1 protein-coding gene is annotated in these 15,487 nt (G+C 73.9%); it reads right to left on the bottom strand.

All coding sequences use genetic code 11. The features are described from left to right. Positions 1-113: 113 nt before the first annotated feature. Positions 114-15,287 (bottom strand): non-ribosomal peptide synthetase, encoded by a 15,174-nt coding sequence (locus NH2_RS01670; RefSeq protein WP_439951727.1) that lies wholly within the window; start codon positions 15,285-15,287, stop codon positions 114-116. Between the last annotated feature and the right edge of the window lie 200 nt (positions 15,288-15,487).

Consider the following 15,487-nt stretch of genomic DNA (forward strand, 5'->3'; position numbering starts at 1 on the left):
GAGTGTAGGCAGCGGTCGCACTCTGCCGCACACTCCGTTTATCGTCGGCGCAGCGGCCTTGTTGCACCCGAGATACCGGGACGCCGGTCTCGGGGGCATGGCCGCGCCGCACTCTATCGGGAAGTACCGGCCGTCCGCTCGGCACCGTCCCCGCCGAGCAGCCCGGTCAGCACCGGTCCCAGCTGGACCAGCGCCTCCGGCTCCATCATGCGCAGGTGGGTGGAGTCGATCGAGTGCTCGGCCACCTGGCCGTCGGTGTAGCGCCGCCAGCCCGCCGCGCCCGCGTGCGGCTCGGCGCCCGGATCCAGCCGGGTGACCCCGACGAAGTCGATCCGGCCGTCGAAGACCGCGGGCCGGTACCGGGTGACGTGCTCCACCGCGCGCACCGCGCCCCGGTAGATCCGGCGGATCCGGTCCGCGGTGAGCACCGCCAGGTCGGCCGGGACCGACTCCAGCAATACCGCGAGCGCCTCCTCGCTCAGCTCGCCGAGGCTGCTCGCGTCCGGCAGCGCGTCCGGGCCGATCCCCACCTCGGCGAAGGCGGTGCGCACTTCGCGGCGGAAATCGTCCAGGTCGATCCCGGGCACGCCGTCGAGCACCACCAGCAGCTCCACCTCGGCGCCCTGCTCGCGCAACCGCACCGCGATCGCGTGCGCGAGCACCCCGCCGAGCGACCAGCCGAGCAGCCGGTACGGCCCCTCCGGCCGGGCCGCCCGGATCTCGGCCACGTACCTGGTGACGATGTCGGCGACCGAGAGCGGCCGCCAGTCGTCCTCGGAGAGCGCGGGCGACTGGATGCCGATGATCGGCTGGTCGGCGGGGAGGAACCGGGCCAGTCCCGCGTAGGCCCAGGCCAGCCCCGACATGGGGTGCACGCAGAAGAGCGGCGGCCTGCTCCCGGCCGCCCGGATGGGCAGCAGCACACCCATCGCCGCGTCGGCGTCGCCGGTCTCCGCGAGCGCTTCGGCGGCCCTGGCCGCCACCCCGGCCACGGTGGCATCGCTGAAGAACACCGCGACCCGCAGCTCGGCGCCGCCGAGCTCGCGGATCCGGTTCACCACCCTGGTCGCCAGCAGCGAGGTGCCGCCGAGCTCGAAGAAGTCGTCGTCGGCGCCGACCCGGTCCACCCCGAGCACCTCGGCGAAGGCACCGGCGACCAGTTCCTCGCTGAGTGTGGCCGGCGCGCGGTACTCCCGCGCCGCGAAGACCGGCTCCGGCAGCGCCGCGCGGTCCAGCTTGCCGACCGGGGTGAGCGGGATGCTCGCCAGCACGGTGATCGCCGACGGCACCATGTAGCCGGGCAGCCGCGCGGCGACGTGCCTGGTCAGCTCGGCGGTGTCGATGTCGCGGCCGACCACGTACGCCGCGAGCCTGCCATCGCGCCCGACCGTCACGGCGAAGTCCACCGACTCGTGCGCGGCCAGCGCGGCGTCGATCTCGCCCAGCTCGATCCGGAAACCGCGCACCTTCACCTGGAAGTCCGAGCGCCCCACGTACTCGACCTCGCCGGAGCGGGTCCAGCGCACCACGTCGCCGGTGCGGTACATGCGCCCGCCCGGCAGGTACGGGTCGGCGACGAACCGGCCCGCGGTGAGCCCCGGCCTGGCGTGGTAGCCGCGCGCCAGCCCGGCCCCGGCGAGGTACAGCTCGCCAGCCACGCCGACCGGCACCGGCCGCAGCCCCGCGTCCAGGATCAGCGAGCGCAGGCCGCGGAGCGGGGGGCCGATGGTCACCGGCGCGCCGGGCCGCATCGGGCCTGCGATATTGGTCATGACGGTGGTCTCGGTGGGGCCGTAGCCATTGTGGAAGGCCCGGCCCGGCGTGGCCCACCGGCCGACCAGCTCCGGCGGGCAGGCCTCGCCGCCGACGACCAGCACGCGCAGCGTGTCCAGCCCGGTCGGCTCGAAGGTGGCCAGCGCCGCCGGGGTGACGAAGGCGTGCGTGATTCGCTCGCGCTCGATGAGCTCGGCCAGCTCGGTGCCGCCGTACAGGTCGGCGGGGGCGACCACCAGCGCGCCGCCGCAGGCCACCGCGAGCAGGAACTCCAGGATCGACGCGTCGAAGCTGGGCGAGGCGAAGTGCAGGGCGCGGGTTCGCGCGTCCAGGTCGAAGCGCTCGGCCTCGATCCGGGCGAAGTTGGCCACGCCCCAGTGCGCCACCACCACGCCCTTGGGCACGCCGGTGGAGCCGGAGGTGTAGATGACGTAGACCGGGTGGTTCCAGTGCAGCGGCCGGAGCCGGTCGGCGTCGGTGATGGGCGCGGCGTCGTACCCGTCGGCGTCGAGCTCGTCCAGCACCAGCCAGCGCGTCGAGTCCGGCAGGCCGGCGGCGGCACCGCGCACGGTGAGCCCGAGCGCGGCGCCGGAGTCGGTGACCATGTGCGCGATCCGCTCGGCCGGGTAGGTCGGGTCCACCGGCACGAAGGCGGCGCCGGTCTTGGCCACCGCCCACACCGCCAGCACCGAGTCCGCGGAGCGCGGCACGGCCAGCGCCACCCGCTCCTCCGGGCCCGCGCCCGCGGCGATGAGCAGCCGGGCCAGGCGGTTGGAGCGCGCGTCCAGCTCGGCGTAGCTCGTGGTAGCGCCCTCGTACACCACCGCGGGCGCGGCGGGGTCGAGCGCGGCTGCCGCGGCGAGCAGCTCCGGCAGCGGCCGCGGCACCGCGGCGGCCGCGCCCCACCTGGCGGTCAGCTCCGCGTGCTCGCGCGGGGCCAGCACCTGCACCGCGCCGACCGGGACCGCCGGGTCGGCGGCCACCGCGGCGAGCACCCGGACGAAGCGCTCGGCGAAACCGGCGGCGGTCTCCGGGTCGAAGAGATCGGTGGCGTACTCCAGCATCCCCGCGATGCCCGCGGGCTCGCCGTGGGAGTCGGTGACCTCGTTGAGCGTCCACTGCAGGTCGAACTTGGCGATGGCGGTGTCCGATTCGACCCCGGCGATACGCAGCCCGGGCAGCTCGAACTCGGTGGCGGGCAGGTTGGCCAGCGAGAGCACCACCTGGAAGAGCGGGTGCCGCGCCTGTGAGCGCACCGGGTCGAGCAGCTCCACCAGCCGCTCGAAGGGGATGTCGGCGTGCGCGAAGGCGGCGAGGTCGACCTCCCTGACCCGGCCGAGCAGCTCGGTGAAGGGCTCGGCGGGCTCGATGCCGGTGCGCAGCACCAGCGAGTTCACGAACATGCCGACCAGGTCGTCCAGCTCCGGCTCGCCGCGGCCCGCGATGGGGGTGCCGACGGCGATGTCGTCGCCGCCGGAGAGCCGGGCCAGCAGCACCGCGAGCGCGGCGTGCACCAGCATGAAGAGCGTGACGTTGTGCTCGGCGGCGAGCGCGCGCAGCGCCCGGTGCAGCTCGGGGTCGATGGTGAAGGTCTCCCTGGCCCCGGCGAAGCTCGCGGTGCCAGGGCGATGCCGGTCGGCGGGGAGCGCGAGCTCGTCCGGGAGCCCGGCGAGCGCGGAGCGCCAGAAAGCGGCCTGCGCGGCGAGCACGCTCTCCGCGTCGTCCTCGGCACCGAGCACGCGACGCTGCCAGAGCGTGTAGTCGGCGTACTGCACCGGCAGCGGCGCCCACGCCGGGGTCTCCCCCGCCGCCCTCGCGGTGTAGGCCACCATGAGATCCCTGGTCAGCGGCCCGACCGACCAGCCGTCGGCGGCGATGTGGTGCGCGACGACGACCAGCACGTGCTCGTCGGTGCCGACGATCCGGAAGAGCTCGACCCGCACCGGCACCTCGGCGGTGACGTCGAAGCCGTCGGTGAGCACCGCCTGCACGCAGGGCAGCAGGTCGTCCACGGCGACCAGCTCGGCGGCGAGGCCGTCGAAGGCCTCCCGCACCGAGACCACCCGCTGCACCGGCCCGGCGTCGGTGCGCGGGTAGACCGTGCGCAGCACCTCGTGCCTGCCGATCAGGTCGGCGACGGCCTGCTCCAGCGCGGGCACGTCGAGCGCGCCGGTGAGCCGGACCGCGATCGGGATGTTGTAGACCGCCGAGCCGGGGTCGTACTGGTTCAGGAACCACATGCGCTGCTGCGCCAGCGAGAGCGGCAACTCGTCCGGCCGCTCCACGGCGACCAGCGGCGGCCGCGCACCGGAGCCCGCGTGCTGCTCGGCCCGTGCGGCCAGCGCGGCCACGCTGCCCGCCTCGAAGATGGCGCGCACCGGCACGGTGGCGTCCAGCGCGGCGCCGATCCTGGCCACCACCTGGGTGGCGAGCAGCGAGTTGCCGCCGAGCGCGAAGAAGTCGTCGTCCGCGCCGACCCGCTCCATCCCGAGCACCTCGGCGAAGACCCCGGCCACGATCTCCTCGATCGGGGTGGCCGGGGCGCGGAAGCCGCGGGAGCGGAACTCCGGCACCGGCAGCGCCTTGCGGTCCAGCTTGCCCGAGGTGTTCAGCGGGAACTCGGGCAGCACGGTGACCACCGCGGGCACCATGTACCCGGGCAGCGCCGCGGTGACGCCGGCGCGCACCGCGTCGGGGTCCAGCTCGGCGCCGGGAGCGGGCATGACGTACCCGGCCAGGAATTCGCCGGTGCCGCCCGCCGCCACCAGCACCGCCGCCTGCGCGACGCCGTCGACGCCGAGCAGCGCCGTCTCGATCTCGCCCAGCTCGATGCGCTGGCCGCGGAACTTGACCTGGAAGTCGACCCGGCCGCCGTAGACGAGCACCCCGTCGGCCCGCCAGGACACCACGTCACCGGTGCGGTAGAGGCGGGATCCGGGCGGGCCGAACGGGTCGGCCACGAAGCGATCCGAGGTGAGGTCGGGGCGCCGGACGTAGCCGCGCGCCAGTTGTACCCCACCCAGGTACAGCTCGCCGGAGACTCCCGCCGGGACCGGCCGCAATCGCGCATCCAGCACGTAGACGGTGCAGTTCCACTCGGGGACCCCGATCGGCACCACGGCGGTGTCGGCGGCGGTGACCTCGTGGTACGTCACCGAGACGGCGGCCTCGGTGGGGCCGTAGACATTGTGCACGGCGGCGTCGGAGACCTTGGCGAGCGCGGCCACCGTCTCCGGCGGCAGCGCCTCGCCGATCACGAAGACATCGCGCAGGGTGGCCAGATCAGCGCGAGCGGCGTACTGCGCGAAGACATTCAGCATGGACGGCACGAAGTCGGTGCGGGTCACCCGGTGCGCGCGCACCAGCTCGGCGATGTGCCTGGGGTCGCGCTGGGCGCCGTCGGCGGCGAGCACCAGCCGGGCGCCGCGGGCTGGCGGCAGGAAGTACCCCCAGATCGAGACGTCGAAGGTGGAGGCGGTCTTCTGCAGGTAGACGTCGTCCGGGCCGAAGCCGTAGTGCTCGGCCATCCAGGCGATCTGGTTGGCCACCGCCCGGTGCGTGATGGTCACGCCCTTGGGGCGGCCGGTGGAGCCGGAGGTGAACAGGATGTAGGCGGGGTTCTCCGGCGCGGGCACCGGCAGCGGGCCGTCGAAGCCCGGCTCGCCGTCCAGCTCCTGCACCACCAGCGGGGACTCGACCCGGAGCGGGAAGCCGGTGTCGTCGGAGATCAGCACCACGGCGGGGCGGGCGGTGTCCAGGATGTGGCCGATCCGCTCCGCGGGGTGGCCGGGGTCGATGGGCACGAAGGCGCCGCCCGCGCGCAGCACCGCGTACATCCCGACCACCAGCTCGACCCCGCGCGGCAGCGCCAGCGCCACCGGCACCTCCGGCCCGACCCCGCGCGCAACCAGTACCCGGGCCAGCCGCTCGACCCGCGCGGAGAGCTCGGCGAAGGTCAGCTGCTCGCCCTCGGCGACCAGCGCGACGGCGTCCGGCGTGGCCCGCACCCGCTCCTCGAAGCCCTGGTGCAGCAGCTCCCAGCGCACCGGGTGCGCTGTCGAGTTCCACGCGCGGAGCAGCCGTTCGGTCTCGGCGGTGCCGGAGAGCGGGATATCGCCGACGACCGCGGCGGGGTCGGCGATGATCGCGCGCAGCACCCGGCCGAGCCGGGCCACGAACTCGACGGCGGTCTCCCGGTCGAAGAGGTCGGTGGCGTAGGTGAGGCCGCCGACGATGCCGGTGGGGACGCCGTCGGCGTCGTAGTTGTCGCCGACGATCAGGTGCAGGTCGAACTGCGAGAGCGCGGTGTCGATCTCGACGCCGGAGAGGCTGAGCCCGGGCAGCTCCAGCTCGGCGGCGGTGAAGTTCTGGAACGAGAGCCCGACCTGGAACAGCGGGTGCCTGCCCTGCGAGCGGGCCGGGTTCAGCACCTCGACCAGCCGCTCGAAGGGCACGTCGGCGTGCGCGAAGGCCTGGATGTCGGTGGCGCGCTGCCGGGTGAGCAGCTCGGTGAAGCGCTCGTGCGGGGCGATCCGGGAGCGCAGCACCAGGGTGTTGACGAACATGCCGATGAGGTCGTCCAGCCCCGGCTCGGCCCGGCCCGCGATCGGGGTGCCGATCGCCACGTCGTCGGTGGCGGCCAACCGGGCCAGCAGCACCGCCAACGCGGTGTGCACCACCATGAAGAGCGTGGCGCCCTGCTCGCGGGCCAGGTCGGCGAGCGCGGCGTGCGTCTCGGCATCGATCTCCACCGGCACGATGCCGCCCGCGTAGGAGCGCACCGCGGGGCGCGGGCGGTCGGTGGGCAGCTCCAGCTGGTCGGGCAGCCCGGCGAGGGTGCGGGTCCAGTGCGCGAGCTGTTCGGCGGCGAGCGATTCCGGGTCGTCCTCGGCGCCGAGCAGGGCGCGCTGCCAGATGCTGTAGTCGGCGTACTGCACCGGCAGCGGCGCCCAGCCGGGCGCCTCGCCGCTGGTCCTGGCGGCGTAGGCGATCATGAGGTCGCGGGTGAGCGGGGCGACCGATGCGCCGTCGCCCGAGACGTGGTGGATCGCCATGGCCAGCACGAAATCGTCGGGGGCGAGCTCGAAGAGCACCACCCGCAGGGGGACCTCGGCGGTGACGTCGAAGGCCGTGGTGACGAGTTCGGCGAGTGCGCCGGGGATCTCGCCGGGGGTGAGCGGGCGGATGCGCAGCTTCGGCGCCGCCTGCTCCGGCGCCAGGATCACCTGGGCCGGGCCTTCGGGGGTCTCCGGGTAGACGGTGCGCAGGATCTCGTGCCGCTCCACCACATCCGCGACGGCCGCGCGCAGGGCGGCGGTGTCGAGCGCGCCGCGCAGCCGGACCGCGACCGGGATGGTGTAAGCGGCCGAGCCGCGGTCGAAGCGGTTCAGGAACCACATGCGCTGCTGCGCGGGCGAGAGCGGGATGTGCGCCGGGCGCGGCGCCGCGGTGAGCGGTGGCCGGGCGCCGCCGCCCGCGGCCTGCTCGGCGCGGGCGGCCAGCCCGCCGACGGTGGCGATCTCGAAGAGCACCCGGACCGGGAGGTGCGCGTCCAGCGCCGCCCCGATCCGCGCGACCACCTGGGTGGCGAGCAGCGAATTGCCGCCGAGGCCGAAGAAGTCGTCGTCCAGCCCGATCCGCCGCTCGGTGCCGAGCACCTCGGCGAAGACCCCGGCCACGATCTGCTCCACCGGGGTGACCGGGGCGCGGAAGGCCGCCTTCTCGAAGACCGGCTCCGGCAGCGCTTTTCGATCCAGCTTGCCGCTGGCATTGAGCGGCATGGCGTCCAGCGCGACCAGCGCGGCGGGCACCATATAGCCGGGCAACCGGGAGGCGAGGTGCGCGCGCAGCGCGGCGGTGTCGGCCGCAGCGGGGACCACGTAGCCGACGAGCCGGTCGCCGGTGTGCGGGTCGGAGTGCAGCACCACGACGGCCTGGGTGACCTCCGGGTGCGCGGTGAGCGCGGCCTCGATCTCCTGGAGCTCGATGCGCAGCCCGCGCAGCTTCACCTGGAAGTCGGTGCGGCCCAGGTAGGTCAGGGCGGCGTCCGGGCCGCGGCGGACCAGGTCGCCGGTGCGGTACATGCGGGTGCCGGGCGGGCCGAAGGGGTCGGCCACGAAGCGGTCGGCGGTGAGGTCGGGGCGGCCCGCGTAGCCGCGCACCACCTGCGCCCCGGCCAGGTACAGCTCCCCCGCGACTCCCGCGGGCACCGGGTGCAGCCTGGCGTCGAGCACGTAGGCGGCGGCATTCCAGACCGGCGCGCCGATCGGCACCGCGCCGGGAACCGCGGCCGGGACCGGAGTGTGCGTGGCGTGCACGGTGAACTCGGTGGGGCCGTACAGGTTGTAGAGCGCCGCCGGGGTGATCCGGCGGACCGCGTCCACCACGGCGCCGGTCAGCGCCTCACCGGCGAGCAGCAGCGCGCGCAGCGAGGTCAGGGCGGCCGGGTCGGCGCCCGCCGCGAAGACGCTCAGCATGGACGGGACGAAGGAGGTCATGGTGATGCGCTGCTCGGCGATCACCTCCGCGAGGTAGCGCGGGTCGCGGTGGCCGTCCGGGCTCGCCACCACCATCCGGCCGCCGACGCTCAGCGGGCCGAACAGCTCCCACACCGAGACGTCGAAGGTGGCAGGGGTCTTGAACAGCACCGCGTCGTCCGGGCCGATGCCGTACTCGGCGGTGATCCAGCGGATCTGGTTCACCGCGGCGGCGTGCGGCACCGCGACGCCCTTGGGCCGACCGGTGGAGCCGGAGGTGAAGATGACGTACGCGGGGTTGTGCGGGCGCAGCGGGGCGCCGCGGTCGGCATCGGTGAGCGGGGTGTCCGGGTAGCCGGTCAGGTCTTCGGCGGCGAGGTCGAGCGCGGGGTGCGCGCCCGCGTCGAAGCCGTCGGCGGTGAGGACCAGCACCGGGGCGGCGGTGTCCAGGATGTGGGCGATGCGGTCGGCGGGCTGGTCCGGGTCGAGCGGGACGTAGCCGCCGCCTGCCTCGAGCACCGCGTAGGCGGCGACCACGAGCCGCACCGAGCGCCGCAGGCCGAGCGCGACCAGAGTCTCCGGGCCGACGCCCGCCGCGGTGAGGCGGCGGGCCAGGCGGTGCACCCCCGCACCGAACTCCGCGTAGGTGAGGGTGCTGCCGTCCGGGTCGACGACGGCGACGGCGTCCGGGGTGCGGCGGGCCTGCTCGGTGAAGAGCGCCGGGAGCAGCAGGGAGGGGCCGAGGTCGCGGGGTTCGACGGCGTGCGGCAGGTTCGCCGTCTCGGTGGCGGAGAGCAGCGGGAGGTCGCCGACCGGTGTGGCCGGGTCGGCGGCGATGCCGGTGAGCAGCCGCACGTAGCGCTCGGCGAACCCGGCGACGGTCTCCGGGTCGAACAGATCGCGGGCGTAGGAGAACTCGGCGGCGATACCGTGCTCGCCCGCCTCCCGCAGCGCCAGCATGAGATCGAACTTGGCGGTGTCGACCGCGAAATCGACCGCCTCGGCCCGCAGCTCCGGCAGCTCCAGGCTCGCGGCGGGCAGGTTCTGCAGCGAGATCATCACCTGGAAGAGCGGGTGCCGCGCGGTGGAGCGCTCGGGGTCCAGGATCTCGACCAGCCGCTCGAAGGGAATGTCGGCGTGTGCGAACGCGGCCAGGTCGTGCTCACGGGTCTGCGCGAGCAGGGCGTCGAAACCGGCCTCGGGGGCGATCTCGGTGCGCAGCACCAGGGTGTTGACGAACATGCCGATGACGTCGTCCAGCTCGGCCTCGCCACGCCCGGCGACCGGGGTGCCGATCGCGACGTCGGCGCTGTTCGACAGCCGGGCCAGCAACACCGCGAGCGCGGCGTGCAGCACCATGAACAGGGTCGCGTTGTGTGCGCGGGCCAGCTCGGTCAGCGCGGTGTGCAGGGCGGGGTCGATCACGAACCCGTGCTGCCCGCCCGCGAAGGACTGGGTGGCCGGGCGCGGGCGGTCGGCGGGCAGCGCCAGCTCGGCGGGGAGCCCGGCGAGCCGGTCGCGCCAGTAGGCGGCCTGCGCGGAGAGCAGGCTGCCCGGGTCGTCCTCGGACCCGAGGACCGCGCGCTGCCACAGGCTGAAGTCGGCGTACTGCACCGGAAGCGGCGCCCACGCCGGCGGCTGCCCCGCAGCGCGGGCCGCGTAGGCGAGCATGATGTCGCGGGTCAGCGGGGTCATGGACCAGCCGTCGGCGCTGATGTGGTGCGCCACGAAGGCCAGGATGTACTCCCCGGGGCCCTGCTCCAGCAGGGCAGCGCGGAAGGGCGGGTCGACGGTCACGTCGAAGCCGGCGCCGAGTACCTCGGCGAGCTGCTCGTCCAGCCGCTCGGCCGGGATCGGGGCCAGTGCGGGGGCGACCCGATCCACCGGGAGCACCACCTGGTGCGGGATGCCGTCGGCATCGGCCGGATAGACGGTGCGCAGCGTGTCGTGCCTGGCCACCACATCGGCCACGGCACGGGCCAGCGCCGCGGTGTCCAGGCTCCCCGTGAGCCGGACCGCGACCGGCAGGTTGTTGACCGCCGACTCCGGGTCCAGGCGGTTCAGGAACCACATACGCTGCTGAGCCAGCGACAACGGCACCCGCGGCGGGCGCACCCCCGCGACCAGCGGGAGCCGCTCGCTCGCATCGCCACTCGGCAGCGCCGCAGCCAGACCGGCCACCGAGGACCGCTCGAACACCGTGCGCACCGGCACCCTGGCACCGGTCACCGCCCCCAGCCGGGCCGCGACCCTGGTCGCGGCGAGCGAGTTGCCGCCCAGCTCGAAGAAGTCGTCGTCCGCGCCGACCCGCTCGACCCCGAGCACCTCGGCGAATACCGAGGCCACCGCCCGCTCGGCCTCGGTGCCCGGCGCGCGGTACTCGCGCGCCGCCGCCTCCGGCACCGGAAGCGCGCGGCGGTCCAGCTTGCCACTCGGGTTGAGCGGGAAAGAATCCAACACCACCAACGCCGAAGGAACCATGTACGACGGCACACCCGCACGCACGTGGGCAAGCAGGTCGGCTTCCGTGAACTCCCCGGCGGGAACCACGTACCCCACCAGCCGGTCCCCGGTCGCACCCCGCACCAACTGCACCGCGGCCCGCTGCACTCCCGGGTGCGCGAGCAGCACACTCTCGATCTCCCCCAGCTCCACCCGCTGACCCCGCAGCTTCACCTGGAAATCACTGCGACCCAGATACTCCAGCGCCAGCCGCGAACCCGCGGAAACCCAGCGCACCACGTCACCGGTCCGGTAGAGCCGAGTTCCGTCCGGCCCCGCGACGAACCGCTCGGCGGTGAGCCCGGGCGCGGACGCGTACCCGCGGGCCAGCTGCACACCGGAGACGTACAGCTCACCGGCGGCCCCGACCGGCACCGGCACCAGCTGCCGATCCAGCACCGCCACACCGGTATTGGCCACCGGCGCCCCGATCGGCACACTTGTCCCCCCGCGCGCAGCCGCGGCGGGAAAAGCACTCACCACGGTCGCCTCGGCGGGCCCGTACCAGTTGTCCACCCGGACCCCGGGCAGCAGCGCGGCAGCGCGCGCCGCCGTCTCCCGGGAAAGCGCCTCACCCGCGGCGAAGACGAAACGCAACGCGGGCAGCGACACCTCCGGCACCGCATCCAGAAACGCCTCCAGCATCGACGGCACGAAATGCACCGCCGTCACCGCACGCTCGGCCAGCACCCCCGCCAGATAACCCGGATCCCGGTGCCCCTCCGGCTCGGCCACCACGATCGCCGCACCGGTCTGCAACGGCCAGAACAGCTCCCACGTCGAGATATCGAAAGTGATCGGCGTCTTGAACAACACCACATCCCCGACACCATGCGGATACTCCCGCTGCGCCCACCGGAACTGATTCACCATCTGCCGATGCGTGATCACCACACCCTTCGGCCGACCCGTCGACCCGGACGTATAGATCACGTACGCGACATTGCCCGGCTTCGGGGTAGCGCCCGTCAAGGGCTCCCCCGCGATGTCTTCGACCGCGACCACCGGAATGTCGGCCGCCGTGGCGAACCCGTCCCGTCGAGCGGTCAGCACCAGCGCGGGCGCGGCGCTGCCGAGCACGTACTCGCTGCGCTCGGCCGGGTGATCCGGGTCGATCGGCACATACCCGGCGCCCGTGCGGAGCACGGCGTAGACCGCCACCACCAGCTCCACCGAGCGCCGCATCGCCACCGCCACCAGCGACTCCGGGCCCACGCCGCCCGCGGCCAGGTACCCGGCCACCGCGCGGGCGCGGGTGTCGAGTTCGCGGTAGGTGAGCGTCTCCCCCTCCGCGAGCACCGCGGCGGCGTCCGGGGTGCGGGCCACCTGCGCGTCGAAGAGCGCGATCAGCGTGGCGTCGTCCGCGAATTCCGGTGCGGCGGTGTCGTTCACCCGCGCCAGGGTGGAGCGCTCGGCATCGGTGAGCACGTCGATCTCGGCGACCCGCGCCCCCGGCTCGGCCACGAATCGGGCAAGCAGCGCGGTGAACCGATCGGCGAGTGCCCGCACCTGCTCGTCGTCGAAGACCTCGCGCAGGTACTTGATCTGCAGCTGCCACTGCCGGTCCGGCATCACCATGACGGTGAGCGGGTAGTGCGAGCCGTTCACCCCGGACGCGCCGGTGATGGTCATGCCGTCCAGCGCGTCGGCGGCCGCGGTGAGCGCGGCGGCGTCCACCGGGAAGGACTCGAAGACCAGCAGCGAGTCGAAGAGGTCGGGCACCCCGATGGCCGCCTGGATCTCGCTCAGCCCCACGTAGTGGTGGTCGAGCAGCCCGGCCTGCTCGGCCTGGAGTGCGCGCAGCACCTCGGTCAGCGTGCTGTCCGCGCCGAGCCGCACCCGCACCGGAATGGCGTTCAGGAAGAGCCCGACCATCGACTCCACACCGGGCAGCTGCGGCGGACGACCCGACACCGTCGCCCCGAAGACCACGTCGTCGCGGTCCACCGAGCGCGCGACCAGCAGCCCCCATGCCGCCTGCACCACGGTGTTCACCGTGACCCCGACCTCGCTCGCCACCCGGGCCAGCCCGGCGGTCTGCTCGGCGCTCAGCGCGAAGCCGAGCTCGCCGATCCCCTCGGCCAGCTCGCGGCCGCGGCGGGCGGGGGCGAGCGGCGTCGGCTCGTCGAAGCCGGCCAGCGCCGTGCGCCAGGCCGCGATGGACTCGCCCTGGTCGCGGTCGGCCAGCCAGGCCAGGTACGCCCGGTACGAGCGCACCGGCGGCAGCGCGGCGGCGGAGCCGAGCGCGTAGACGGCGAGCAGATCCTGCATGAGCAGCGGCATGGACCAGCCGTCGATCAGGATGTGGTGCGCGGTCACCAGCAGCCGCCAGGCATCCGGCGCGGTACGGATGAGCGCGAAACGCAGCAGCGGCGGGCGGCGCATGTCGAAGCGCTCGGCCAGGTCGGCGGCGAGCAGGCGATCGGTCTCCAGTGCGGCGGCGTCGGCGTCCAGGTGCGCGAGATCGACGGCCCGCCAGGGCAGCTCGACCCGGTCGAGCACCACCTGCACCGGATTGCCGTCACCGCCCTCGGCGAAGGCGACCCGCAGGTTGTCGTGGCGGTCGAGCACGGCGGCGGCCGCGCCGCGCAGCCGCTGCGCGTCCACCCGGCCACCGAGATCGATCACGAACTGGGTCATGTACGCGTCGATCGAGGTCTCGGCGAGCAGCGCGTGGAAGAGCATGCCGGACTGCAGCGGAGTCAGCGGCCAGACCTCGGCCAGCCCGGGGTATCGCCGCGCCAGCCGCTCCCGCTCCTCCTCCGGTACCGGCGCCAGCGCGAGCTCCGCCTCGGCGGCCGGCTCGGCAATGTGCGCCCGCCCGGCCAGCGCCTCCAGCGTCCGGCTCTCGAAGACCTCGCGCGGGGTGAAGACGACGCCGCGGGCGCGGGCCCGCGAGACCACCTGGATGGCGGTGATGCTGTCACCGCCGAGCGCGAAGAAATCGTCGTCCAGCCCCACCCGCTCGGAACCGAGCACCTCCGCGAGCACCTCGGCGATGGCGCGCTGCACCGGCGTCTCCGGCGCGCGGTAGGTCTTGTGCTCCAGCACCGGCTCCGGCAGCGCGCGTCGATCCAGCTTGCCGACCGGGGTCAGCGGGATGGTGTCGAGCACCATGATCGCGGTCGGCACCATGTGCGCGGGCAGCCGGGCCTCGGCCAGCTCGGTGAGCGCGGCGGTATCGGCTGTCGCACCGGCGGCGGCGTGCACATAGGACACGAGAATCGTTGCGCCGCTGTCGAGTTCGTGACCGACGGTGACCGCGAAATCGATATCGGCGTGCTCGGCGAGCACCGCGTCGATCTCGCCCAGCTCGATCCGGAAGCCGCGGATCTTCACCTGGAAGTCATTGCGCCCCAGGTACTCGACCTCACCGGAGGGCAGTCTGCGCACCAGATCACCGGTGCGGTAGAGCCGGGAGCCGTTCTCCTCGAACGGGTTCGCCACGAAGCGGGCCGCGGTGAGCGCGGGCCGCGCGTGGTAGCCGCGGGCCAGCTGCGCGCCGGTGATGTACAGCTCGCCGACCACGCCGTCCGGCACCGGGCCGAGCCGCTCGTCCAGCACGAACTCGCTGATGTCGCGGATCGGCCTGCCGATCGTCACCGGCTCGCCCGGCACCAGCGGATCGCTGATATTGGTCATGATGGTGGTCTCGGTGGGGCCGTAGCCGTTGTAGAACTCGCGGCCACCGAAGGCCCAGCGCCGCACCAGCTCCGGCGGGCAGGCCTCGCCGCCGGCGACCACCACCCGCAGCTCGTCCAGGCCGGTGGGGTCGAGCGAGGCGAGCACCGCCGGGGTGATGAAGGCGTGCGTGGCGCGCTCCCGGCGCAGCAGCCGGGCCAGCTCGTCGCCGCCGAAAATGGCCGGGTCGACCACGACCAGCGCGGCCGCACCGCCCAGCGCGAGCAGCAGCTCCAGCACCGAGGCGTCGAACGAGGGCGAGGCGAAATGCAGTGCGCGGGAATCGCTGTCGACCCTATAGCGGTCGCGCTGCTCGTCGCAGAAGCTCTTCAGCCCGGCCTGGGTGACGACCACGCCCTTCGGCTGCCCGGTGGAGCCCGACGTGTAGATGACGTAGGCGGCGTCGTCCGGGCGCAGCGCCCGGCGCCGGTCGAGGGTGGTGATCCGCTCCGGCGACCACGCCTCCAGATCCAGGTCGGCGTCGATGACGATCCAGTCCACCGCGTCGGGCAGCTCGGCGCGGACCGCGCGCACCGCGAGCCCGAGCACCGCGCCGGAATCGCGCACCATGTAGGCCACCCGCTCCCGCGGATATTTGGGATCCACCGGCACGAACCCGGCCCCGGTCTTGGCCACCGCCCACACCGCGAGCACCGACTCCAGCGAGCGCGGAATGCCGATCGCCACCAGATCGCCGGGCCCGACCCCGCGCTCCAGCAGCAGCCGGGCGAGCCGGTTGGAGCGCTCGTCCAGCTCGGCGTAGCCGAGGCTGCCGTAGGTCTCGTCCGCCCCGGCGAACACCACCGCGGTGCCGTCCGGGTTCGCCTCCACCGCCGAGGTCATCAGCTGGGGCAGGGAAACGAGGCGCGACCTGCGGGTTCGCGCAGCCCTCGGCCGGGCGGCACTGGTCATTCGCCGCTCACCCCGGCAACCCCGTCGCCCCGTCGTCGCCCACCAGCCAGCACGTCACACCCACCGATCGTCCGCTCCCCTGTCATTACCGACTGGCCCCCAGAACAAGCATCGAATGGTGACACATCGTCCGTTACCGATGC

It is taken from the genome of Nocardia harenae NBRC 108248 (assembly GCF_001612885.1).
Classification (GTDB): domain Bacteria; phylum Actinomycetota; class Actinomycetes; order Mycobacteriales; family Mycobacteriaceae; genus Nocardia; species Nocardia harenae.